Below are 21856 nucleotides of genomic sequence, written 5' to 3'. Positions count from 1 at the left end.
GGGCCTGACATTTGAGGCGATACATGGCGCATTCCGCCGCCGGCAGCCCCCGTCTGCCCTTGCCCGTCGTTATGGCGTTTTCCTCGACCGCCTTGCCCATCGCCGCCATCGGCCTGGTGATGGCGGTCTACCTGCCGCGGTTCTTCGCCGGTCAGCTTGGCCTGTCGCTGGCCGCGGTCGGCCTGGCCTTCACCATCGTACGGCTCATCGACCTGGCCATCGACCCGCTGCTGGGCATGGCCATGGACCGCACGCGCTCGCGCTTCGGCCGCTACCGGCCCTGGCTGCTGGCCGGCGGCCCGATCGTCATGCTCGCCGCCTACATGCTGTTCATGGCGCACCCCGGGATCACCGAGGTCTACCTGATCGGCTGGCTGCTGGTGCTCTATCTGGGCGTCTCGATCCTGACCCTGGCGCAAGCCGCCTGGGGCGCGTCGCTGGCCACCGACTACCATGACCGCTCGCGCGTCTACGGCGTCATCCAGGCGGTCGGGGTGATCGGCGCGGTGCTGATCCTGCTGCTGCCGCTGGCGCTCGGCAAGCAAGGCGAAGGCGCGAACGGCGTCCACGCCATGGGCTGGTTCTGCATCCTGCTGATCCCGGTCACGCTGGCGCTCTGCACCCTGATCACCCCCGAGCGCGTCGCCCCCGACGTCAGCAAGGAACGGGTCACCCTGCGCGACTACTGGGACCTGGTCCGCCGCCCGGAAATGGCCCGGCTGATCTTCGCCGACCTGTTCATGGCGCTCGGCCCGGGCACCACGGCGGCGCTCTATCTGTTCTTCTTCCACGACGCCCGCGGCTACACGACCCCGCAGACCGGCGTGCTGCTGGTGTTCTTCATCGGCGCAGGCCTGGTCGGCGCCATGTTCTGGGGCTGGCTGGCCCAGAAGATCGGCAAGCACCGCGCCCTGATCGTCTCGGCCGTCGCCTACGCCGTCACCCAGTCGGCGCTGATGATCATCCCGCCCGCCACCATGGCCCTGGCGATCCCCGGCATGTTCTCGGTCGGCTTCGTCTCCTCGGCCTTCGTGCTGATCGTCCGCGCCATGGTCGCCGACGTCGCCGACGAGGTCCGCCTGGAAACCGGCAAGGAGCGCGTGGGCCTGCTCTACGCCCTGGTCACCACCACGCAGAAGATCGGCACGGCGATCACCGTCGGCGTCTCGTTCACCGTCCTCGACCTGGTCGGCTACAACGCCGCCGAAGGCGCGACGAACACGCCCGCGGCGATCCGCGGCCTCGAGCTCTGCTACGTCTTCGCCCCGATCATTCTGGTGTTCTTCGGCGGCGCGGCCTTCATCGGCTGGAAGCTCGACGCCAAGCGCCACGCCGAGGTCCGCCGGCAGCTCGACGAGCGCGACGCCCTCAACGCCGAAGCTGACCTGCTGGACGCCGTCAGCGGCGTCGGGCTGGCCACCGAGGCGCCGCGCTAGGCCATCAAGGCCTTCGCGGCGGCCACGAACGCCTTGGCCGCGGCGCTCTCGGGCGCCGTGGCCACCAGCGGCCGCCCCTGATCGCAGGCCTCGCGCAGCGAGACCTCCAGCGGGATCTCGGCCAGCACCGGCACGCCCAGCTTCTGCGCCTCGGCCTTGGCCCCGCCGGAGCCGAAGATCGGGATCGGCGCGCCGGTGGTCGGATCGCTGAAGAAGGCCATGTTCTCGATCACGCCCAGGATCGGCGTCGCCGTCTTCTGGAACATCGAGGCGGCCCGCCGCGCGTCGATCAGCGCGATCTCCTGCGGGGTCGAGACGATCACCACCCCGTCGATCTTCATCTTCTGGATCAGGGTCAGCTGAATGTCGCCGGTGCCCGGCGGCAGGTCGACGACCAGCACGTCCAGCGGTTCGGACTCCGAGCCCCAGGCCACGTCGTTCATCATCTGGCGCACCGCCGAGCTGGCCATCGGCCCGCGCCAGATCATCGGCGCGCCCTCGTCGACCATGAAGCCGATCGACATCACCTTCAGGCCCCAGGCCTCCAGCGGCTGCAGCTTGCCGTCCACGAAGGCCGGCTCCTGGTCGATGCCCAGCATCCGCGGCGCCGAGGGGCCATAGACGTCGGCGTCGAGCAGCCCGACCTTCAGCCCCTGGGCGGCGAACGCCGTCGCCAGGTTGACCGAGACGGTCGACTTGCCGACCCCGCCCTTGCCGCTGGCCACCGCGATCACCCGGCGCACGTGGGCCGGGCGCTGGGCGTCGGCCGGTGGAGCCGGGGCGGCCTGCGGGTCCTGCGCCACGCGCGCGCCCTTGCGCACCCGGGTGACGCCTTCGGCCGGCGGCTCGGCGGCATGTTCGGCGGTCAGCACCACCTGGGCCTTTTCCACGCCCGGCAAGGTCGCCAGCAACTCTTGGGCGGCGTCGCGCACCGGGGCGTACAGCGCCGTTTCGCTGGCCGGCACCTCGAGCATGAAGCCGGCGCGTCCGCGACCGACCGTCAGCCCACGGACGAGCCCGGCGCTCGCCAACCCCTTGCCGGTCTTCGGATCGAGGATACGATCAAGCGCTGCCAGGACGCTGTCGCGGTCGGGGATTGTCGGCTCCATACGGCCCTTTGACTTGCTTTAACCGGTGTTGAGCCACATATCCGGCTCACAGCGCCGGTTTACAAGCCCACGCACGGGCCTAACGACGCGGCCGCGCCGAGACGAAAGCAAGACGACGCGACCATGCCTTGGAATGACAACGCGAACCCCGGCCCTTGGGGCGCGCCGCCGCCCAACGAAGGGAACGGCGACAAGAAACCCGGACCCCGCCGCCCGCTGGGCGGTGGCGGCGGAGGCCCGCGCGGCCCGCGCCGCCCCGAAGGGCCCGAACTGAACGCCGCCTTCGAGCGGCTGCAACGCCAATTGCGCGACTTCTTCGGCGGTCCTGGCGGCGACGGCGTGCGTCCCGCGGCGGTGGCCGCGGTGGCCGGCGTCGGCGTTGGTCTGTGGGCGCTGTCGGGCGTCTACATCGTCCAGCCGAACGAGCAGGCCGTGGTCACCACCTTCGGCGCCTATTCGCGCTCCGAGGCCCCGGGCATCCGCTACCATCTCCCCGCCCCGATCGAGCGGGTCGAGAAGGTGCCGGTCACCACCCTGAACCGCATCGACATCGGCGGGGTGGGCGACGCCAAGGTTGCCGAAGAAAGCCTGATGCTGACCGGCGACGAGAACATCGTCGACCTGAACTTCAGCGTCACCTGGCGCGTCGCCGACGCCAGCAAGTACGTGTTCACGCTGCGCGACCCGGACGCCTCGGTGAAGGCTGCGGCGGAAAGCGCCATGCGCGAAGTGGTCGGCAAGTCCGACCTGCAGCCGATCCTCACCACCGGCCGCGGCCAGGTCCAGGCCCAGACCGCCGAACTGATGCAGAAGACCCTGGATTCCTGGGGCGCCGGCATCAGCGTCGTCGAAGTCCAGATCCGCTCGGCCAACCCGCCGCAGGAAGTGGCCGCCGCGTTCCGCGACGTGAACAGCGCCACTCAGGACCGTGAATCGGCGCGCAACGAGGCCAACACCTACCGCAACCGGGTGGTCAACGAGGCCAAGGGCGACGCGGCCAAGCTGGTCCAGTCGGCGCAGGGCTATCGCGAGCAGGCCGTCCGCGAAGCGACCGGCGACGTCGCCCGCTTCAACCAGATCTACAACGAGTACCGCCGCGCTCCGGGCGTGACCAAGGACCGCCTCTACATCGAGACCATGGAACGCGTGCTGGCCAAGTCGAACAAGGTCGTCATCGACGGCAAGGGCGCGAGCGCGCCGATCATCCTGCCGCCTGACGTCTTCCGTCCGCGCACTCAGCCGGCTCCGGCCGCGGAGCCCGCGCCGCCCACGGTCGCTCCGTCGACGGGAGCCGCCCGATGACCCGCAGCCTTCCCGTTCTCGGCATCCTGCTGGCCGGCGCCCTGATCGTCGCCTCGCAGACCTTCTTCATCGTCGACCAGCGCAAGCAGGCGGTGATCGTGCGGCTGGGCGAGCCCGTCCGCGTCATCAACGCCCCCGGCGATCCCGATCCGGGCCTGAAGATCAAGGTCCCGTTCGTCGAGAACGTGGTCATGTTCGACAAGCGCAACCTCGCCATCGAGGCCGCGCAGGAAGAAATCACCGCGTCCGACCAGCAGCGCCTGGTGGTCGACGCCTTCGTCCGCTACCGGATCTCCAATCCGCTGCTCTACTACCGCACTCTGCGCGACGAGCAGACCGCCAGCGACCGCATCGAGCGGCTGGTGAACTCCTCGCTGCGCCAGGTGCTCGGCACCGCGACGTCCAGCGAGATCATTTCCGGCCGCCGCGAGGCGCTGCTGGCTCAGACCAAGAAGGACGTCGTCGCCCGCGCTGAAGCCTCGCGCCTGGGCATCCAGATCATCGACATCCGCATCAAGCGCGCGGACTACCCGCCGCAGATCCAGGAATCGGTGTTCCGCCGCATGCAGACCAGCCGCCAGCAGGCAGCGGCACAAGAACGGGCGCTTGGCGAGCAGGAAAAGCGCGAGATCATCGCCGGCGCCGACAAGGAAGTGGCCATCACCCTGGCCACCGCCCGCGAGCAGGCCGAGACCACCCGAGGTGAAGGCGACGCCGTGCGGACCCGCCTCTTCGCCCAGGGCTTCGGCAAAGACCCGGCCTTCGCCTCGTTCTACCGCTCGATGCAGGCCTACGAGGCTTCGCTCGGCCAGGGCGACACGACCATGGTGCTCTCGCCCGACAGCGCCTTCTTCAAGTACTTCGAACGCGGCCCCAACGCCCGCTGATGGCGCCGCGTCTCGTCCGGCCTGACCTCGCGCATATGCCGTCCTTCGTGGCGGCGATGCGCGAGGGCTACGCCCGCGACACCCTCCGGCCCGAGACGCCGGAGAGCATTGCGCAGGTCGCCGATGACCCGGCCGCCTTCGTCGCCAGCCAGCTGACCCCGCCGACCCACGTCGTCCTGCCCGACGGCAGCCACGGCCCGGCCGTGCCCTACACCGTGCTCTGGTGGGTCGAGGGCGAGGAATTCCTCGGCTCGCTGCACATCCGCCATCACCTGAACGAGAACCTGGAAAAGGTCGGCGGCCACGTGGGCTACGCCGTGCGCCCCGGCGCCCGCGGCCAGGGCCACGCCAGCGCCATCCTCGCCGCCGGTCTCGACCACATCCGCGCCCACCTGCCGTTGACCCGCGTGCTGCTGACGGTCAGCGCCAGCAACGCCGCCTCGATCCGCGTCATCGAAAAGAACGGCGGCGTGCGCACCGCCGCCATCCCGCACATCTGGCTGCCCGGCGAAACCTCGGTCCACTACTGGATCGAGCTCTAGGATACGCGGCGCCGAACGGTCGCTGTCAGCGTCCGCAACAAAGGGTGGTCTGGGGCCGCCCGACGACCCGAGTTAGGTGGTCACCTGATCGCCCCGCCCTCCCCAGTCGTGTTGCAATGATGGCCTAAGACAACTTGAGGCCGTCATGACGAAGGCGACGCCGAACATCCTGTTCTTCCACGTCGACAACCTCGGGTTCGGCGAACTCAGCTGCTATTCCGGCGGGCCGTTCCGCGGCGCCACGACTTCCCGTATCGACGCCTTTGCGCGGGAGGGCCTGCGCCTCACCAACTACTGCCCGGAATCGCAATGCACCCCGACCCGCTCGGCCTTCCTGACCGGACGCCACGCGGTTCGCTCAGGCACCCACAGCGTCCCGCTCGGCGCGGCCAAGGGCTGGGGCCTTGTCGCCTGGGAAAGGACCATCGCTGATCTGCTGGACGAGGCTGGCTACGCCTGCGCCGCCTACGGCAAGTGGCATGTGGGCGAGGGCCTCGGCCGCTGGCCGACCGACAAGGGGTTTCAGGAATGATACGGACCGCCGCGCACCTATGACGAGGCGCTTTGGCCGGACGATCCCTGGTACGATCCGGCCCGCGATCCTGTCAGCCGCATGGTCGAGATTCGGCGCGGCGAAACCGACGTCACCGAAGGCGACCAGCTCACCCTGGAGGTCCGCCGCGACTGCGACCGCGAGTACCTACGGCGCGCGGCCGACCACATCCGCCGCTCGGCCGCCGCCCAGACGCCGTTCTTCGTCTATTTCAACCACTCGCTGATGCACATGCCGGTGATCCCGCGGCAGGAGTTCAAGGGCTGCACACGGCAGGGCGATTGGGCCGACAGCCTGCTCGAACTCGACGCCGACTTCGGGGCCCTGCTCGACCTGCTGGAGGAACTGAGCCTGACCGACGACACCCTGGTGGTGTTCGCCGGCGACAACGGCCCGGAGGAAGTGCTGCTCTGGCGCGGCTCGCCCGGCTATTGGCAGGGGTCGTACTTCGCCGGCGGCGAAGGCAACCTGCGCACCCCCTGCATCGCCCGCTGGCCCGGCCGCATTCCCGAGGGCGGCGTCAGCGACGAAATCATGCACGTCACCGACTGGTTCACGACGCTGCTGCGCGCCGCCGGCCTTGAGCCACCAGACGACCGAGTGATCGACGGCCTCAACCAGCTCGATTGGCTGACCGGCAAGAACCCCGCCTCGGCGCGCGAGGGCTACATCTACTGGATGGGCCAGGAAATCTACGGCGCGAAGTGGCGCAACTTCAAACTGATCATGGTCGCTCAGAAGTACCTGACCGACGCCCCGACCAAACTGGCCACGCCGCACCTGATCAATCTCACTGTCGACCCGCAGGAGCGCGAACCCAACAGTCTGCCCTACCTGCATACCTGGACGGTCGGCCACTTCAATCGGCTGCTGGCCGACCATGCCGCCAGCGTGGCTCGCGAACCGCTCATTCCGGCCGGCGCCCCGCTCGATCACGTACCGAAGCGGTGAGTCCTAGATCATGCCGCGCGCCCTTAGCACCGCGATGGCCTGGGTCGGATTGTCCGCCCGCCCGGCCACGATCTCAAGCACCTCGAACAGCGGCGAAGCCATCGCCGTGAACTGCTCGCGCGTCGTCCAGGACGATAGGTAGTTGGAGCCTTCCATAGCGTCGTTCAGCACGATGAACGGCTCCCGCTCCAGGCGCTCGGCGACGCCCTTCGGCCCCCAGGCGCGCGCATAGCCCTCGTCGTGGAAGGTCAGCAGCGCCAGGCCGCCCGGCCGCAGCACCCGGTGAACCTCCTCCAGCCAGGCGCGCACCGCCTTTTCCCGCAGGTGGGTCAGCACCGAGTACGCATAGACGACGTCCTTGGACTTCGGCTCCAGCGGCGTCGGGGTCCGCAGCCCGTTCAGCAGATAGCGCCCCGGCAGGTTCGCGCTCGTCCAGTCGACGAGCTTGCGATTGATGTCCGAGCCCGTGAAGCCGCCGCCGCCGGCGATCACCTTCGGCGCCAGCCGGCGGGCGATCCGTCCGCAACCGCTCCCCAGGTCCCAGACGTCTTTGCCTGCGCCGACGTCGACGCCGTGCGCGGCGGCCAGGTCCTCGAACATCGCGGCGTGCTTTTGTCCGCCCTCCGAGAACCACCGCCCGTCCGAACTCGCCCCGACCAGCACCAGCAGCTCGGGCGGCGGCATCGGCAGGCCGTCGTCGAACGGCGCGGCCGGCGCCTGGGCCAGCCGCCGCTCCTGGCGGCGATGCAGCACGGCGATCAGGCCGCTGACCTCCAGCGCTCGTTGCACGTGCGGCTGCAGTCGCCGCCGAAGCGGCGCGGGCATCAGCTTGGCGTAAAGCGTCATGGCGCTCAGTCTCCCCCCGCGGTCCGGCCCTTCGGCCGCGTCGCCGCCAGGACACACTCAGTAGCGCCGAAGCCGCCTGCGCCGCAACGCGGGGTTGGCGAAGACAAGACCTAGTTGAAATCGACCTTTCGGTCGAAGCGTCGGCGTCGCCGCCTGGACGATTCCTGGGCAAACTCGCCCCGAAAGCGCCCCAAACTGCGGCCATCCGCAGCACGCCCCAAAGGGAACCAAGCTGCGCCTTGGCCGCTTTCCGGCGTGAGTCACTACGTCGGAGCCTGCATTTTGCGCACTCAACAGCTTCTCTACGCCGCGGCCGGCGTCGTTATTTTCCTCATGCTCTTGCTGATTGGCTGGGGCCTCAGCCATCGCGGCGACCAGGCCCCCGCCGCGCGCGGCGGGACCAACTTCGTCGACGCGGTTCAGCGCGCCCAGGCGGCCACGGTCATGCTCACCGTCTCCGGTTCGGACGGCCGCGGGGGCGGCGCGCCGATGCAGATGGGCTCGGGCTTCGTGGTCTCGGCCGACGGGCTGGTGGTCACCGCCGCTCACGTCACCGGCGGCCTGCCGGTGGTCAATCTGGTGTTCGCCGACGGCTCGGTCGCCCGCGCCGAGCTGGCCGGCGCCAACGAGGCCGCCGACGTCGCCGTCTATCGCGCCACCCCCGGGCGCCAGCTCGCCGCCCTCTCGTTCGGCGACAGCAATCAGGTCAAGGCCGGCCAGCCGGTCGTGCTGATGGGCGCGCCCTACGGCCTGGTCGGCACCGCCACCTCGGGCATCATCTCGGCGGTGAACCGCCAGATCGGCGCGCCGATGGACGAGGACGATCCCTTCGCCGGCGCGGCGCTCAGCGGCCCGGTGAAGGCCTATCTGCAGACCGACGCGGCCCTGACCGCCGGCGGCTCCGGCGGCCCGCTGCTGAACAGCGCCGGCCAGGTGATCGGCATGGCCAGCGCCCGCGAGTCGCGCGGCGAGCCCGGCGCCGGCCTGGCCTTCGCCATCCCGGCCAATGTCGTGAAGGCGATGGTCGACGAGGTGAAGGCCGGCCCGCCGCCGGCCGCCGCGCCGCCTACGCGCCAGCCCTGATCAGCGCCTCGACCTCGTGCAGGTCGCGGGCGATGCGGATGCACAGGCTGTGCATCTCCTCGGTCGCGTCCAGCAGGTCGGGCACCATGATGGTCATCATCCCTGCCGCCGCCGCGGCGCGCACGCCGTTGTGGCTGTCCTCCAGCGCCAGGCAGTCGACCGGGGCGACGCCCAGCGCCTCGGCGGCGCGCAGATAGGGATCGGGCGCCGGCTTGGCGTTGGCGTAGTCGCCGGCCGCCATCACGGCGTGGAAGCGGTCCAGCAGCCCGTGGCCGCCGATGTGATGCTTGACCGACTCGTGGCCCGACGAGGTCGCGATCGCCCGGGGGAGACTCAGCACGTCGAGCAGGTCGAGGATCTCGCGCACCCCGGCCTTCAGCGCCACCTCCGCCGCGACCAGCTCGCGGAACCGCGTGACGCTGGCGACCTTGAACGCCTCGGGGTCGAAGCCGCGACCATAGTGGGTCTGCAGGATCTGGGCGTTGGCCGGCCAGGACAGGCCGATCAGGCTGAGAAAGAGCTCGTTCGGGAACTCCAGCCCCTCGGCGATCGCCGTGGCGGTCATGGCCTCGCGATAAACCGACTCGGTGTCGACCAGCAGGCCGTCCATGTCGAAGATCACGGCCTTGGGGATGCGGGGCAAACTCATGGCCGGGCTTCTAGCGCGCGGCGGCCATGAGCGGAATTCAAACCCGGCTTCAGTCCGTTACGAATTCGTCGGCGCGATAGCCCTGGAAGTAGAGCAGCGCCGTCAGGTCGGCGCTGTCGACCTTGGCGTCGGCCTGGGCCGAGACGATCGGCTTGGCGCGGTAGGCCACGCCCAGGCCTGCGGCCTCGATCATCGCCAGATCGTTGGCTCCGTCGCCGACCGCCAGGGTCTGGGCGAGCTCGATGCCCATGCCGGCCGCCTCTTCCTTCAGCGCCGCCAACTTGGCCTCCCTGCCCAGGATCGGCTCGCCGACCGTGCCGGTCAGCGCGCTGCCGTCCTCGTTCAGGGTGTTGGCCCGGTTGGCCGCAAAGCCCGCCGCCTGCGCCACCCGCGAGGTGAAGAACGTGAAGCCGCCCGAGACCAGCACCGCGCGGCCGCCGTTCGCCGACATCGTGCGCACCAGGGTCCGCGCCCCAGCGTTCAACCGCACGCGCTCGTCATAGGCCCGCTGCAGGTCGCCCAGCGGCAGGCCCTTCAGCATCCCGACCCGCTCGCGCAGCGCGCCCTCGAAATCCAGTTCGCCGCGCATGGCCCGCTCGGTGATCTCCGAGACCTTGTCCTTCACGCCGGCGAAGTCGGCCAGTTCGTCGATGCACTCGACGTTGATGATGGTCGAATCCATGTCGGCCAGCAGCAGCCGCTTCTTGCGGCCGTCCCAGGGCTGGGCGCAGGCGTCGACCCCGGATCCAGCCAGGGCCGCCTCGGCCGCGGCGCGGACGGTCGCTACATCAGCGCCCTCCACCAGCAGGTCGAGCGCGCCGGGGCCGAGGGTGCGCGGCTCCTTGACGCGGGCGTGCACGCCTGCGAGCGCTGGAGCCAGTGTGGCGAGCGCCTTCGCGGCGGCGTCTGAATCGGGACCGACAAGGGTAAGGGCGATCTGCATGGAGCCCCGCATCTGGCTGATCGCCGGGCCGACCGCAAGCGGCAAGTCCGCCCTGGCCCTGCGCCTGGCCCGTGAAATCGGGGGCGAGATCGTCAACGCCGACGCGCTCCAACTCTACGCGGACCTGCGTCTGCTGACCGCCCGCCCCTCCCCCGAGGAAGAGGCCGCCGCCCCGCATCACCTCTTCGGCGTGGTCGACGCCGCCGAGGGCTGGTCCGTCGGCCGCTGGCTGCGTGCGGCCCTCGCGCTGATCCAGCAGATCGCCGCCCGCGGCCGCCCGACCGTGATCGTCGGCGGCACCGGCCTCTATTTCCGCGCCCTCACCCACGGCCTGGCCGAGGTGCCCGACACCCCGCCGCAGATCCGGGTCCAGGCCGCCGCCGAGTTCGAGGCCATGGGCGAAGCCGCCTTCCGCCAGCGGCTGGCGCAGGCCGATCCCGCCGCCGAGGGCCGCATCTCGCCGGCCGACCGCCAGCGCCTGACCCGGGCCTGGGAGGTGTTCGCCGCCACCGGAACCTCGCTCAGCGACTGGCAAGCGCGCACCGATCCCGCCATCGCTCCGGGAAGCTGGGCCGGCGTCGCGCTCGATCCCCCGCGCGAGGCGCTGTTCGATCGCTGCGACCGGCGTTTGGAGATCATGGTCGGCGCGGGCGCGCTGGACGAGGTCGCCGCCCTCGCCGCCCGCGGCCTTGATCCCAATCTGCCGGCCATGAAGGCGGTCGGCTATCGCGAGCTGGCGGCCACGCTGTCGGGCGAGGTCAGCTTTGCGGCAGGTTTGCAGAACGCCCAGCGCGAAACCCGCCGATACGCCAAGCGCCAGGCCACCTGGCTGCGTGGTCAGATGGCCGACTGGCCGCGCCTCACTGCCGTCGCCCACGAGGACCAATGGAGGCAGTTTATTGCGCTACACCCTGCCTTGACGGGGTGAACGGGGCATGTCATGACCTCGGCGACTTCATTTGGAGAATGCTCGTGCGTGAGCTTCTTGTACTCTCTGTGCGACCTCTCGCGGACTGACCACGTGTCAGACCGCTGAAGGTCGCTCGCCCAGGCCCCTCGAGGGCCTTTTTTATTGCCGAAAATCAAGGCCTTGCTGAAATGACAGCCCACCAGACGATAGCTGCCGAAACGACGGTTGAGACCCTGACCGGCGCCGAGATCGTGGTCCGCGCCCTCATCGACCAGGGCGTCGAAGTGCTGTTCGGCTATCCGGGCGGAGCAGTGCTGCCGATCTATGACGCGCTCTTCGAAGAGCAGCGCCTGCAGCACGTCCTGGTCCGCCACGAGCAAGGCGCGACCCATATGGCCGAGGGCTACGCCCGCTCGACGGGCAAGCCCGGCGTGGTCCTGGTCACCTCCGGCCCCGGCGCGACCAACGCCATCACCGGCATCGTCGACGCCCTGATGGACTCGATCCCGATGGTCGTGTTCACCGGCCAGGTCGCCACCCACCTGATCGGCACCGACGCGTTCCAAGAGTGCGACACGATCGGCATCACCCGCCCGATCACCAAGCATAACTACCTGGTCAAGGACGTCGCCGACCTGCCGCGGATCATCCACGAGGCGTTCCACATCGCCACGTCCGGCCGCCCCGGCCCCGTCGTCATCGACATCCCCAAGGACGTTCAGTTCTCCAAGGGCGTCTACCAGGGCCCGACCGAGGTCACCCACGCGCACAACTACAATCCGCGCACCAAGGGCGAGCCGAACAAGATCGCCGAGGCCGTGGCGCTGCTGGCCGGCGCCCGCCGTCCGATCCTCTACACCGGCGGCGGCGTCATCAACGCCGGCCCCCGCGCCGCCGAGTTGCTGCGCGAGCTCGCCCAGCTGACCGGCGCGCCGGTCACCTCGACCCTGATGGGCCTGGGCGCCTTCCCGGCCTCCGATCCGGCCTGGCTGGGCATGGTCGGCATGCACGGCAGCTTCGAGAGCAACAACGCCATGCACGACTGCGACGTCATGGTGGCGGTCGGCGCGCGCTTCGATGACCGGGTCACCGGCCGTCTGGACGCCTTCGCCCCTGGCTCGAAGAAGATCCACATCGACATCGACGCCTCGTCGATCAGCAAGAACGTCCGCGCCGACATCGGCATCGTCGGCGACGCCGCCAGCGTGCTGGAGGACATGATCGCCGCCTGGAAGTCGCGCAACCTGTCGACCGACAAGGCCGCGCTCGACGACTGGTGGCGTCAGATCGAGGCCTGGCGCGCCCGCCAATCGTTCCGCTATCGGCCCGACACCAAGCTGATCAAGCCGCAGTATGCGATCGAGCGCCTGTACGAGCTGACCAAGGACCGTGAGACCTACATCACCACCGAGGTCGGCCAGCACCAGATGTGGGCGGCCCAGTACTATCACTTCGACAAGCCCAACCGCTGGATGACCTCCGGGGGCCTCGGCACCATGGGCTACGGCCTGCCGGCCGCGGTCGGCGTGCAAATGGCGCACCCGGACGCCCTGGTCATCGACATCGCCGGCGACGCCTCGGTTCAGATGACCATGCAGGAGATCTCGACGGCCATTCAGTACGACCTGCCGATCAAGGTCTTCATCCTGAACAACGAATGGATGGGCATGGTCCGCCAGTGGCAGCAGCTGCTGCACGGCGAGCGCTACAGCCACTCCTACTCGTCGAGCCTGCCGGACTTCGTGAAGATGGCCGAGGCGTTCGGCGGCGTCGGCATCCGCGCCGAGCACCCGGACGAACTGGACGACAAGATCCGCGAGATGATCGCCAGCCCCAAGCCGGTGCTGTTCGACTGCCGGGTCACCAAGGAAGAGAACTGCTTCCCGATGATCCCGTCCGGCAAGGCCCACAACGAAATGATCATGGCCGAGGAAGCCCGCGACCTCGGCTCCATCATCGACGACGCCGGCAAGCGTCTGGTCTAGGTCGAGCGGCGGCGCCGAGGGTCACCTGGCGCCGCCCGCCTCGTCAGCTTCCGTAGAAGAAACGCTCCTCGGCGATCTTGCCGTTCTTGATCGTGTAGACGCCGACCTCGTCCATCTGGATCCGGTTTCCGGATTCCTTCTGCGTCAGGTCCATCTTGAACCGCACCACGAACTGGTCGCCGTTCACATAGGGCCCCTCGACCTCCGTCGAATGCACCTCGTGGGCGCTCGCCCACCACTCGCCCTTGCCGCGCAGGGCCTCCTTGCCGCGCATCTGCGCCATGTCGCCGGGCGCGGCCTCGACGCTCAGCACGTCGTCGGCCCAGTACTTCTCTCCCGCCTCGTCGAACTTGCCGGCCTTGCAGAGGGCGACCAGATCGTCGGCGATCTCTTGGGTGCTCATGACTGTCAGCTCCAGGGGGTTCGGGCGCAGTGCCCGGCGCGGCATTCACTTCACCAAACGGCGTTCTTCGCAAGTGAAATGTTCATGACTTGTTCACGCTCGTTCCGCAGTCGCGGCTTGCCCCCCGCGCGCGCATGTGACACCTGCTCGGCGACCGACGTTTAGAGAGCCCCGCATGTCCGACGCCCAGCCCGCCTCCGTCTACGACCTCAGCCACGCCGAGGAAGCCGAGAACCTGGCCACCTTCGCGATCCTGGTCGAGAACGAGCCCGGCGTGCTGCACCGGCTGGTCGGGCTGTTCGCGGCCCGCGGCTACAACATCGAGAGCCTGACCGTCGCCGAGACCGACCGCCGGGCCCACACCAGCCGCGTCACCATCGTCACCCGCGGCGCCCCGCACGTGCTCGAGCAGATCGAGGCCCAGCTGGAAAAGATGGTCGCCACCCGCCACGTCCAGGACGTGACCCGCGACCCCAACGGCCTGGAGCGCGAGCTGGCCCTGGTCAAGGTCAAGGGGACCGGTCCCGACCGCGTCGAAGCTCTGCGCATCGCCGATATCTTCCGCGCCAAGGTGCTCGACACCACCATCGACAGCTTCATCTTCGAACTGACCGGCGCCTCGTCGAAGATTGACAAGTTCATCGAGCTGATGCGCCCGCTCGGCTTGGTGGAACTGTCGCGCACCGGCGTGCTTTCCATCACCCGGGGCCCCGACGCCATGTAGGAGGGAGGATCAGATGGTCCGCATCGCCGCGACCATTCTCGCCCTCGCCTTCCTGCCCGCGCCGGCCTTGGCCCAGGCCCAGGCCGCGCCGCGACCATCGCCGCCGGGGCCGGTCCTCGACTGGCCCTGGCCCGATCCCGATCCGAAATCCTGGTGGGACGACAAGCGCCCCAAGCCCGACGAGACCGCCGATCCGCTCGGCGGTCGTCGGCCGTCCCGCGGCGAGCGGCCGCTGATCGTCGCCAACGGTTATGATCCCCTGCTCTACCGGCTGTGGGGGCTGCCGCCCCTGCAGAACCAGGTGCTGCGATCGGGCGAGCTGATCATCGAGGTCGCGGTCCGGCCGGCGACCTCGACGCGCCAGACCCTGGTGCGCGCCATCGTGCGCCGTGACGGCAAAGCCTTCATCCAAGCCCGCGCCGGCCTTGGCTGCTGCGAACCAGGCATCGCCCGACGCGTGGGCTTCGACGTCGAGGCGCCGCCGGACGCGGCGGCGCGGCTGACCGCCCTGGCCCAGGATCCGCTCTGGAGTTCGCCGCGCGAGGTCCGAGTGGTGGAGAGCTCCGGCGCCGCCGACGCGCTGTGCGTCGACGGCACGTCGTATGATCTGACCCTGGCCCAGCCCGGCCAGGTGCGCGCCGTGCGCCGCGCCTGCGACAGCGCCGAGATCGGCCAGGCGGCCGACGTGCTGGAGACCGTGCTCGGCCTGGCTCTCGGCCACGAGCCGCGCATCGACGTGATCTATCCGGGCGGCGCTGACTACTCGGCCGCACGGACCGCCTATCGCGACCTGATCGCCGCGGGCGGGATGCTGAAGCCCTCGCCCAACGCCCGCGCCCAGCCGCCGAGCTTCGCAGAGCCGCCGCCGCCCGAGGACGAGCCGGCGGCTCCGCCTTCGCCTAGCGCAGAACGTTGAGGCGATAGATCGCCCCGCCGATGATCGCCCCGATCGCGGGGGCGACGAAGAACAGCCAGAGCTGCGACAGCGCCTGGCCGCCGACCAGCACCGCCGGCCCGAAGCTCCGCGCGGGGTTCACGGAGACGCCGGTGACCTGGATGCCGACGATGTGGATGACGGCCAGCGTGATGCCGATGGCCAGGCCCGCAAAGCCAGCTGGGGCCGCCGTCGACGTCGAGCCGAGGATGACGATGACGAACAGGGCGGTCATCACCACCTCGAAGATCAGCGCCGACTGCATGCTGAATTCGCCGTTGTAGCCCGGCCCCCAGCCGTTCTGGCCCAGGCCCCCGGCCGTGCCGGCGATGGCCGCCAGTATGCCGGCGCCGACCAGCGCCCCGAGAAACTGCGCGATCCAGTAGAGAACGAGGTCGCGGGCGTTCATCCGCCCGGCGATGAACACCGCCAAGCTGACCGCCGGATTGACGTGGCAGCCGGAGATCGAGCCGATCCCGTAGGCCATCGCGACGATCGCGAAGCCGAAGGCCAGGGCGATGCCCAGTTGGCCGACGTTGTCGCCGCCCAAGACGGCGGCGCCGCACCCGAAGAGCACAAGCGTAAGCGTACCGATGAATTCAGCTACAAACTTCTGCATGAGATGCCTCCCGTTTGAGCGGAGGCTAACCCATGGTTGAAGCTTGAGATAGCGTCGCTCTACGAACACGGGGATGCTCACTCAGAGTTGAGCGCCCAGCGGCTGACCCGCGTCAAGCCTGGCTGTTAGAATGCGGGCCCGCGTGCAACCTATGTAGTTTCGCGGAATTGGAACTGCGCAGTTCAGAAGCGAATACTCGATTGGGTCGCAGCTGACGCGGCCCGGCCCAGTGCATGGAGACAAAATGTACAAGCACGTCCTCATCTCCACCGACGGCTCCGAAGTCGCCCAGAAGGGCGTCGATCAAGGCCTGGCCCTCGCCAAGGCGCTGGGTGCGCAGGTCACCCTGATAACCGTCACCGAGCCATTTCCGGTCTATGCCAGCGCCGCCGGCGGCTGGGTCCCGACCGAGATGGGGAACTATGACGAGATCCAGAAAGAGTTCGCCGACCGCGTGCTCGGCCTGGCCAAGGCCGAGGCCGACAAGGCTGGGGTCGCCGCCAAGACGCTGCATGTGCCGAACTCGCCGCCGGCCGAGGCGATCATCGAAACCGCAAAGTCGCAGGGCGTCGATGTGATCGTCATGGCCTCGCACGGCCGCCGCGGCCTGGGCCGTCTGATCCTGGGCAGCCAGACCTCCGAGGTGCTCAGCCACGCGCCGGTCCCGGTGCTGGTCGTCCGTTAGACGCTCACGCCGGCCGCCAGATTGCGCCGCGCAACCGACCTGAACAGCAGGTACTGCGCGGCGAACAGGGCCAGCTTCGACCCCGGCGCCCACAGCGTCATGATGCTGGCCGTCAGCTTGGGGTCGGCCAGCAAGGTCAGGCCCAGGTTCAGCAGCCCGCTGACGAACATCAGCCCCGCCCAGACGTATCCGGCTCCGTTCACATAGGACGCCGGGATACGCCCCTGCGCGACCGGCGGCATGTAGCGGCCCATCCAGCCGCGCTCGAGCATCGCCGCCCCGATCGCCGCATAGACGATGCTCGCCTTGAACAGCACGAACCGCGCGTCGTGGGTGATCAGGGTGGCCCCGCCCATGATCACCACCAGCGCCAGCGCGGTCCACTGCATGGCCGCGATCTTGCGCCCCCGCAGCTTCATCACCGCCACCTGCGCCACGCCCAGCGCGATGCCCACGCCGGTGGCGAGCGCCACGTCGCCGGTGGCGGCGAGGAAGGCGTAGAAGACCAGGGTCGCGGCCATGTCGATCAGAATCGGGCGGGCGGCGTAGACGAGCGGGCTCACGGGCGGAAACTCCAGGCGTTGAAAGCGTGCGCAGAGCCTAGCGGCCGTGGCTGGCGACCGACGAACCCGCCCGCGCAGCCAGCGCGGTCGTTCGCGAAATCCACCTGTCGGTTCGCGCTTCGCGAACGGTCATCCACCGTTCCGCGGCCGGAAGTCCTTCTAAAACCGGCGCGCAGCCCCTATATTGGCGGTGTCGGGGTTCGCCCTGACTATGGAGATAAACGCGCACGTAATAAGCGGACTGGACCCGGGTGCGATTCCCGGCGGCTCCACCAATCTTCCCCGGTCGTTATCGCCGGAAAGCATGGGGCCGATCAGCATCGACAGACGTCTAAAGGTGTTGCTTTCTCTCGGCTTGGCCCACCGTTTCGGGCTTTAAACTAAATGCGAACGATAACTTCGCTGAAGAAGTCCGTCTGGCCGCGTAAGCGGTTCGATAGATTTCGACCTAAACTCCTAGCGTCTTAGCAGCGCTAGGCGGGGCCCGGAGGGGGCCTTGCAACAGAACCCCTCCACCTTCACCTGACCTATCCTGCGATTCAACGCCGCCTACGGCGAGAGCCGCCTTGCGCCCGCACGCCGAAACGCTACCCTCCGCACCACGTTCAGTACCCCCGGAGTTTCGATGGCCCAAGACCCGCCGGCCCAAGATCAGATGCACTACGAAGCCATGGCCCAGGAGGCCCTGCGCGGCGTGGTGAAGGCCGCGTTGAAGCGAGCTGCGGCGCCGGAAGGCCTGCCGGGCGCGCACCACTTCTACATCACGTTCAAAACCGAGGCGCCGGGCGTCTCGGGCCCCAACGATCTGCTGTCGAAGTACCCCGACGAGATGACCATCGTCCTGCAGCACCAGTACTGGGACCTGGCGCCCGGCGAGACCTTCTTCTCGGTGACCCTGAAGTTCGGCGGCCAGCCCAAGCGCGTCTCGGTGCCGTATGCGGCGGTGACCCGCTTCTACGACCCCAGCGTCCAGTTCCTGCTGCAGTTCGAAGCGCCGACGGCCACCGCGACGCTATCGCCGGCCGCGGCCGAACCGCCCGCAGCATCGGATCCGGCCGAACCGACCGATCCCAATGCGCCGAACGTGGTCTCGCTCGACACCTTTCGCAAAAAGTGACCGCGCCCAGATGACCGATGTCGCCGCCGAACCCGAAGTCCTGACGGACGAAGCCATCCTGGCGCGCTTCCAGCGCTCGAAGAACCAGCCGACCGGGTCTCAGACCCTAGGCTTCCGGATCGTTGCGGTCAGTCAGGCCGAGAAGTCGGTCGAGGTCGAGTTCGACGCCAAGCCGGAACTGCTGCTCAACCCGATGAAGCAGATCCAAGGCGGCTATCTCTGCGCCATGCTCGACGAGTGCATGTCGGTGGCCTGCATGGTCGCCTCGGGCATGACCCACGTCGCCCCCACCGCCGAGATGAAGACCACCTTCTTCCGGCCGGCGGCGCCTGGAAAGCTCAAGGGAATCGGCAAGGTCGCCAAATGGGGCCGCACCATCGCCTTCACCGAGGGGGAGCTCTACGACGCCGACGGCCGGCTCCTAGCGAAGGCAACGGGAACGGCGGTGCCCACGCCCTTCCAGCGGTACAAGAGCTGACATGTTGAAACGCGCTGGCATCGTCGGCGCGTTTTTCATTTGGGCCTTGGCCATGGCGGCGCCTTCCGTAGCGGCAGCCCAGACCGGGACGTTCGGCGACTGGGCCGCGGTGGTCATCGCCGGCGACTTTCATGGCGCGGGCGGCGGCCCGACCGAGGCCTTCGACAACGCCCGCCGCGACGTGTCCAAGGAGTTGCAGCGGCTCGGCTTTTCCCGCGACAACATCGTCCAGTTCTCGGTCCGGCCCGAGCGCTACAAGGACAAGCCGCTGAAGTCGGAGACGGTGGCGATCTACCGCTCGCTGAACGACCTGTCGGCCAAGACCAAGTCCGGGTGCCTCGTCTACTTCACCTCGCACGGCGCGCCGCAAGGGGTGGTGGTCGACCAGCAGATCCTCACGCCCGGCCTGCTCCGGCGGATCCTTGACACCACCTGCCAGAGCCGCCCGACCGTGGTGATCATGTCGGCCTGCTTCTCGGGCGTGTTCGTGCGGCCGCTGGCGCATCCCAACCGTATGATCCTAACCGCCGCGCGGCCCGACCGGACCTCGTTTGGGTGCGGCGAGGACAACGTCTATCCGTTCTTCGACGACTGCGTGCTGAAGTCGAGCCCGGCGGTCCGCGACTTCGCCGCCCTCGCCAACGCGGTGAAGAGCTGCGTCGCCTTGCGCGAGATCGCCGAGGGCATGCGGCCGCCCTCCGAACCCCAGATCTGGATCGGCGGCGAGCTGCGCCCGATGCTGCCGCTCTACGCCTTTCCCACCGGTCCGCCGGGCGGTGATTGAACAGCGATCCACGGCCTGATCGTCGCAGGCTGCAACCGCTCTAGCGCCCCGCGCGCCAGGCGCCCTACAAGAGGAATCGTGGGGCAACAGGGGCCAGCGGGTAATCAACCATGCGTTTGATCTTCAAGGCTGTCTTCGCCGCCGCCTTCGCCTGCGCGGCCACTGCCGCGACGGCCCAGGAGACGGCCCAGTCGGCCCCCGCTTCGCCCCCCGCCGCCAGCCCTCCGCCGGCCACGGCGCCCGCCGCGGTCAACCCGCGTGGCCCGGTCCCCTACACCAGCCTCCAGCGCCCGCAGCGCCCGCGCCCGGCTTCGCGGCCGGCCGCCGCGGCAGCCCCCGCCGCCGTCGCTGCGACGGTCGCAACGGCCGCGACAGCGGCCCCGGGAGCGCCGCTGACCGCCGCTGCAGCCTTGCCGGCCGCGCCGTCCGGGGCGCGCCTGGCGCCCGGTGAGACAATTCCCGCTGCGGAGCTCGAGGCCTACGTCGACGGCGTGGTGCGCAGCGCCATGGCCCGCGACCATATCGCCGGGGTCACGGTCTCGGTCGTGCAGAACGGCCAGGTGGTGCTGAAAAAGGGCTACGGCCTGGCCAGCCTGTCTCCGGCTCGCAAGGTTGATCCAGACCAGACCCTGTTCCGCATCGGTTCGATCTCCAAGACCTTCACCTGGATCGCGCTGATGAACGAGGTCGAGGCCGGGCGGATCCGCCAGGACGCGCCGGTCAATCTCTACCTGCCCGAGCGCCTGCAGATCCGCGACCAGGGCTTCCGCACGCCGGTCCGGGTGATCAACCTCATGGACCACTCGCCGGGCTTCGAGGACCGCGCGCTCGGCCACCTGTTCGAACGCAATTTCGACCGCGTGCGCCCCATGGCCGACTATCTGCGCCAGGAGCGGCCCCGCCGCGTGCGCGCGCCAGGCTCGGCCTCGGCCTACTCCAACTACGGCGCGGCCCTGGCGGGCCAGGCGGTGTCCTATGTCGCTGGCAAGCCGTTCGAACGGCTGATCGAAGAGCGCATCCTCCTGCCTGCGCGTATGAACAACACCAGCTTCCGCGAGCCGCATCCGCCCAAGGCCGGCATCCCCGGGGCGATCCCAGAGCGCCTGGGCGAAAACATCTCCGAGGGCTATCGCTGGACCCCCGGCGGCTACGTCGCCCGCCCGTTCGAGTATATCAGTCAGGTGGCGCCGGCCGGCTCGGCCTCGTCCACCGCCGCCGACATGGCCCGCTACATGCAGCTGCTGCTGAACGGCGGCACGCTGGACGGTGCCGTCATCTACGGCCCCGGCGCGGCTAAAGCCTTCAACACCCCGATCCGCAAGACCGCGCCCGGGATCAACGGCTGGCGGCATGGCTTCGTCGAATACGCCTTGCCGGGCGGCCGGGTCGGGTTCGGCCATTCCGGCGGCACCCTGTCGTTCCTGTCGAACATGGTGGTGATCCCCGACCTGAACCTCGGGGTGTTCATCAGCACCAACACCGACACCGGCGGCGACCTGGCCATCGGTCTGGCCGGGAACGTCGTGCAGCAGTTCTACGTCGCCCCCGAAGCCTTCCCCCGCAAGGGTTCGCGCGCGCTGGTCGAGCGCGGCGGCGACTTCGCCGGCTACTATGTCGGCTCCCGCCGCGCCTATCGCGGCCTGGAGGGGATGGTCGGCCTGATGATCGGCGGCGCATCGGTGAGCGTGACGCCTGACGGCTACCTGCTGGTCACGTCTAACGGCAAGACCAAGCGCTTCGTCCCGCAAGGCGATCTGTCGGAAGGCCGCTTCATCTCCGCCACCGGCGCCGACCACCTGGCCTTCGCCATCGACGGCGGCCGGGCGCACAGCTTCCAAAACGCCGGCGGCGATCAGACCTACGAGCGGACCGGCTTCTGGAAACGCCCTGGCGTCCTCGCCGGCGCCGCGATCCTCGTCGGCCTGGCGGCGCTGGCCACGATCGGCGGCCTCTTCCTGCGCAACCGTCGCGACTTCCGCGAGACCGCGATTCAACGCCAGGCCAGCCTGCTGCAAACCACCCAGGCGGTGCTGTGGCTGACCGCCCTGGCCCTGTTCGGCGCCTGGGCGGCGAGCGCCGCCGATATCGCCAACGTCATGTACCGCTGGCCGGGCGCCACGCTGATCATCGCCTCGGCCTGTGTGCTGGTCGCTGCGGCCCTGACCCTGGGCGGGCTGATCCTGATGCCGGCGATCTGGCGCGGTGGGCGGCGAGTTGATTCGTGGACCGCCCTGCGCAAGGGCGCGTTTACCTTTACCGCCCTGCTCTATGGCGTCTTCACGGTGCTGCTTGGCCTCTGGGGAGCGCTTACCCCTTGGAGTGGTTGATTTTTCTCAACCATAGAGAACAAGAT

At 69.1% G+C, this 21856-nt stretch carries 23 protein-coding genes and 1 other RNA gene; 17 read left to right on the top strand and 7 right to left on the bottom strand.

The window, feature by feature from the left end; translation table 11 throughout:
- Positions 1-23 precede the first annotated feature (23 nt).
- On the top strand, positions 24-1436 hold the full coding sequence (locus C0481_RS05225) for an MFS transporter (protein ID WP_293401362.1): 1413 nt from the start codon (positions 24-26) through the stop codon (positions 1434-1436).
- Here C0481_RS05225 and C0481_RS05220 read toward each other — a convergent pair.
- On the bottom strand, positions 1433-2545 hold the full coding sequence (locus C0481_RS05220; RefSeq protein WP_293401360.1) for an Mrp/NBP35 family ATP-binding protein: 1113 nt from the start codon (positions 2543-2545) through the stop codon (positions 1433-1435). The genes C0481_RS05225 and C0481_RS05220 overlap by 4 nt on opposite strands.
- 123 nt (positions 2546-2668) lie before the next feature.
- On the opposite strand from C0481_RS05220, the gene hflK reads away from it, so the two are divergent.
- From hflK to C0481_RS05195, 5 genes are all read left to right on the top strand, one after another.
- The gene (gene hflK, locus C0481_RS05215; RefSeq protein WP_293401358.1) at positions 2669-3847 is read left to right on the top strand and encodes an FtsH protease activity modulator HflK; all 1179 of its coding nucleotides are present in this window, start codon (positions 2669-2671) and stop codon (positions 3845-3847) included.
- Positions 3844-4734, top strand: a complete 891-nt coding sequence (hflC, locus tag C0481_RS05210; RefSeq protein ID WP_293401356.1) for a protease modulator HflC — start codon at positions 3844-3846, stop codon at positions 4732-4734. The genes hflK and hflC overlap by 4 nt, the downstream gene beginning before the upstream one ends.
- Positions 4734-5276: a GNAT family N-acetyltransferase gene (locus C0481_RS05205; protein WP_293401354.1), complete on the top strand. Its 543-nt coding sequence runs from the start codon at positions 4734-4736 to the stop codon at positions 5274-5276. Before hflC ends, C0481_RS05205 begins: the two co-directional genes overlap by 1 nt.
- Before the next feature lie 145 nt (positions 5277-5421).
- Positions 5422-5808, top strand: a complete 387-nt coding sequence (locus C0481_RS05200) for a sulfatase-like hydrolase/transferase (protein WP_293401352.1) — start codon at positions 5422-5424, stop codon at positions 5806-5808.
- 81 nt (positions 5809-5889) lie between these two features.
- Entirely contained in the window at positions 5890-6780 is an 891-nt protein-coding gene (locus C0481_RS05195) for a sulfatase-like hydrolase/transferase (protein WP_293401350.1), read from the top strand.
- 3 nt (positions 6781-6783) lie between these two features.
- On the opposite strand, the gene C0481_RS05190 is transcribed toward C0481_RS05195, so the two are convergent.
- Entirely contained in the window at positions 6784-7626 is an 843-nt protein-coding gene (locus tag C0481_RS05190; RefSeq protein ID WP_293401348.1) for a class I SAM-dependent methyltransferase, read from the bottom strand.
- A gap of 333 nt (positions 7627-7959) precedes the next feature.
- Between C0481_RS05190 and C0481_RS05185 the strand changes: the two genes are divergently transcribed.
- Positions 7960-8709 carry a trypsin-like peptidase domain-containing protein gene (locus tag C0481_RS05185; protein ID WP_293401346.1) on the top strand — a complete coding sequence of 250 codons (750 nt, stop codon included), beginning with the start codon at positions 7960-7962 and terminating at the stop codon, positions 8707-8709.
- Here the strand turns inward: C0481_RS05185 and C0481_RS05180 are convergent.
- Together C0481_RS05180 and serB are read right to left on the bottom strand one after the other, a co-directional pair.
- Positions 8693-9358 (bottom strand): HAD family phosphatase, encoded by a 666-nt coding sequence (locus C0481_RS05180; RefSeq protein WP_293401344.1) that lies wholly within the window; start codon positions 9356-9358, stop codon positions 8693-8695. The two genes, C0481_RS05185 and C0481_RS05180, sit on opposite strands and share 17 nt — an antisense overlap.
- A 49-nt stretch (positions 9359-9407) precedes the next feature.
- Positions 9408-10301 carry a phosphoserine phosphatase SerB gene (gene serB / locus C0481_RS05175; protein WP_293401342.1) on the bottom strand — a complete coding sequence of 298 codons (894 nt, stop codon included), beginning with the start codon at positions 10299-10301 and terminating at the stop codon, positions 9408-9410.
- Here serB and miaA point away from each other — a divergent pair.
- Together miaA and C0481_RS05165 are read left to right on the top strand one after the other, a co-directional pair.
- A complete protein-coding gene (miaA, locus tag C0481_RS05170) occupies positions 10300-11229 on the top strand; it encodes a tRNA (adenosine(37)-N6)-dimethylallyltransferase MiaA (RefSeq protein WP_293401340.1) in 930 nt (309 codons plus the stop codon). The genes serB and miaA overlap by 2 nt on opposite strands.
- Positions 11230-11399: 170 nt before the next feature.
- On the top strand, positions 11400-13196 hold the full coding sequence (locus C0481_RS05165) for an acetolactate synthase 3 large subunit (RefSeq protein ID WP_293401338.1): 1797 nt from the start codon (positions 11400-11402) through the stop codon (positions 13194-13196).
- Between the two features lie 43 nt (positions 13197-13239).
- Here the strand turns inward: C0481_RS05165 and C0481_RS05160 are convergent, their stop codons facing one another.
- Complete coding sequence (locus tag C0481_RS05160; RefSeq protein WP_293401336.1) at positions 13240-13599, bottom strand: nuclear transport factor 2 family protein; 360 nt, start codon at positions 13597-13599, stop codon at positions 13240-13242.
- A gap of 175 nt (positions 13600-13774) precedes the next feature.
- On the opposite strand from C0481_RS05160, the gene ilvN reads away from it, so the two are divergent.
- Together ilvN and C0481_RS05150 are read left to right on the top strand one after the other, a co-directional pair.
- Positions 13775-14323: an acetolactate synthase small subunit gene (ilvN, locus tag C0481_RS05155; protein ID WP_293401334.1), complete on the top strand. Its 549-nt coding sequence runs from the start codon at positions 13775-13777 to the stop codon at positions 14321-14323.
- 13 nt (positions 14324-14336) lie between these two features.
- A complete protein-coding gene (locus C0481_RS05150) occupies positions 14337-15239 on the top strand; it encodes a hypothetical protein (RefSeq protein ID WP_293401332.1) in 903 nt (300 codons plus the stop codon).
- Here C0481_RS05150 and C0481_RS05145 read toward each other — a convergent pair.
- Complete coding sequence (locus tag C0481_RS05145; RefSeq protein ID WP_293401330.1) at positions 15223-15876, bottom strand: aquaporin; 654 nt, start codon at positions 15874-15876, stop codon at positions 15223-15225. The two genes, C0481_RS05150 and C0481_RS05145, sit on opposite strands and share 17 nt — an antisense overlap.
- 244 nt (positions 15877-16120) lie before the next feature.
- Between C0481_RS05145 and C0481_RS05140 the strand changes: the two genes are divergently transcribed.
- Complete coding sequence (locus C0481_RS05140; RefSeq protein ID WP_293401328.1) at positions 16121-16561, top strand: universal stress protein; 441 nt, start codon at positions 16121-16123, stop codon at positions 16559-16561.
- Here C0481_RS05140 and C0481_RS05135 read toward each other — a convergent pair.
- Positions 16558-17124: a septation protein IspZ gene (locus tag C0481_RS05135; protein ID WP_293401326.1), complete on the bottom strand. Its 567-nt coding sequence runs from the start codon at positions 17122-17124 to the stop codon at positions 16558-16560. The genes C0481_RS05140 and C0481_RS05135 overlap by 4 nt on opposite strands.
- Before the next feature lie 153 nt (positions 17125-17277).
- Here C0481_RS05135 and ssrA point away from each other — a divergent pair.
- From ssrA to C0481_RS05110, 5 genes are all read left to right on the top strand, one after another.
- Positions 17278-17641, top strand: a transfer-messenger RNA (tmRNA) gene (gene ssrA, locus C0481_RS05130).
- Positions 17642-17749: 108 nt separating this feature from the next.
- Positions 17750-18241: an SspB family protein gene (locus C0481_RS05125; protein WP_293401324.1), complete on the top strand. Its 492-nt coding sequence runs from the start codon at positions 17750-17752 to the stop codon at positions 18239-18241.
- A gap of 10 nt (positions 18242-18251) precedes the next feature.
- On the top strand, positions 18252-18719 hold the full coding sequence (locus tag C0481_RS05120) for a PaaI family thioesterase (protein ID WP_293401322.1): 468 nt from the start codon (positions 18252-18254) through the stop codon (positions 18717-18719).
- 1 nt (position 18720) lies between these two features.
- Complete coding sequence (locus C0481_RS05115; protein WP_293401320.1) at positions 18721-19503, top strand: C13 family peptidase; 783 nt, start codon at positions 18721-18723, stop codon at positions 19501-19503.
- A gap of 110 nt (positions 19504-19613) precedes the next feature.
- Entirely contained in the window at positions 19614-21830 is a 2217-nt protein-coding gene (locus tag C0481_RS05110) for a serine hydrolase domain-containing protein (RefSeq protein WP_293401318.1), read from the top strand.
- Positions 21831-21856: the final 26 nt, after the last annotated feature.

The sequence above is a fragment of the Phenylobacterium sp. genome, assembly GCF_013822795.1.
Taxonomy (GTDB): Bacteria; Pseudomonadota; Alphaproteobacteria; order Caulobacterales; family Caulobacteraceae; genus Phenylobacterium.
The sequence above is the reverse complement of the archived record's forward strand: the minus strand, read 5'-3'. Positions and strand labels throughout refer to the sequence as shown.

Excerpts from the sequence above, each read along its gene's own strand:
- hflC (WP_293401356.1), top strand. The coding sequence starts at position 3,844 with ATGACCCGCAGCCTTCCCGTTCTCGGCATCCTGCTGGCCGGCGCCCTG.
- C0481_RS05195 (WP_293401350.1), top strand. The coding sequence starts at position 5,890 with ATGGTCGAGATTCGGCGCGGCGAAACCGACGTCACCGAAGGCGACCAG.
- C0481_RS05125 (WP_293401324.1), top strand. The coding sequence starts at position 17,750 with ATGGCCCAAGACCCGCCGGCCCAAGATCAGATGCACTACGAAGCCATG.
- miaA (WP_293401340.1), top strand. The coding sequence starts at position 10,300 with ATGGAGCCCCGCATCTGGCTGATCGCCGGGCCGACCGCAAGCGGCAAG.
- C0481_RS05120 (WP_293401322.1), top strand. The coding sequence starts at position 18,252 with ATGACCGATGTCGCCGCCGAACCCGAAGTCCTGACGGACGAAGCCATC.
- C0481_RS05115 (WP_293401320.1), top strand. The coding sequence starts at position 18,721 with ATGTTGAAACGCGCTGGCATCGTCGGCGCGTTTTTCATTTGGGCCTTG.
- C0481_RS05185 (WP_293401346.1), top strand. The coding sequence starts at position 7,960 with ATGCTCTTGCTGATTGGCTGGGGCCTCAGCCATCGCGGCGACCAGGCC.
- C0481_RS05145 (WP_293401330.1), bottom strand. The coding sequence starts at position 15,876 with ATGCAGAAGTTTGTAGCTGAATTCATCGGTACGCTTACGCTTGTGCTC.
- C0481_RS05140 (WP_293401328.1), top strand. The coding sequence starts at position 16,121 with ATGTACAAGCACGTCCTCATCTCCACCGACGGCTCCGAAGTCGCCCAG.
- ilvN (WP_293401334.1), top strand. The coding sequence starts at position 13,775 with ATGTCCGACGCCCAGCCCGCCTCCGTCTACGACCTCAGCCACGCCGAG.
- C0481_RS05205 (WP_293401354.1), top strand. The coding sequence starts at position 4,734 with ATGGCGCCGCGTCTCGTCCGGCCTGACCTCGCGCATATGCCGTCCTTC.
- C0481_RS05110 (WP_293401318.1), top strand. The coding sequence starts at position 19,614 with ATGCGTTTGATCTTCAAGGCTGTCTTCGCCGCCGCCTTCGCCTGCGCG.
- C0481_RS05220 (WP_293401360.1), bottom strand. The coding sequence starts at position 2,545 with ATGGAGCCGACAATCCCCGACCGCGACAGCGTCCTGGCAGCGCTTGAT.
- serB (WP_293401342.1), bottom strand. The coding sequence starts at position 10,301 with ATGCAGATCGCCCTTACCCTTGTCGGTCCCGATTCAGACGCCGCCGCG.
- C0481_RS05180 (WP_293401344.1), bottom strand. The coding sequence starts at position 9,358 with ATGAGTTTGCCCCGCATCCCCAAGGCCGTGATCTTCGACATGGACGGC.
- C0481_RS05150 (WP_293401332.1), top strand. The coding sequence starts at position 14,337 with ATGGTCCGCATCGCCGCGACCATTCTCGCCCTCGCCTTCCTGCCCGCG.
- C0481_RS05225 (WP_293401362.1), top strand. The coding sequence starts at position 24 with ATGGCGCATTCCGCCGCCGGCAGCCCCCGTCTGCCCTTGCCCGTCGTT.
- C0481_RS05165 (WP_293401338.1), top strand. The coding sequence starts at position 11,400 with ATGACAGCCCACCAGACGATAGCTGCCGAAACGACGGTTGAGACCCTG.
- hflK (WP_293401358.1), top strand. The coding sequence starts at position 2,669 with ATGCCTTGGAATGACAACGCGAACCCCGGCCCTTGGGGCGCGCCGCCG.
- C0481_RS05200 (WP_293401352.1), top strand. The coding sequence starts at position 5,422 with ATGACGAAGGCGACGCCGAACATCCTGTTCTTCCACGTCGACAACCTC.
- C0481_RS05190 (WP_293401348.1), bottom strand. The coding sequence starts at position 7,626 with ATGACGCTTTACGCCAAGCTGATGCCCGCGCCGCTTCGGCGGCGACTG.
- C0481_RS05160 (WP_293401336.1), bottom strand. The coding sequence starts at position 13,599 with ATGAGCACCCAAGAGATCGCCGACGATCTGGTCGCCCTCTGCAAGGCC.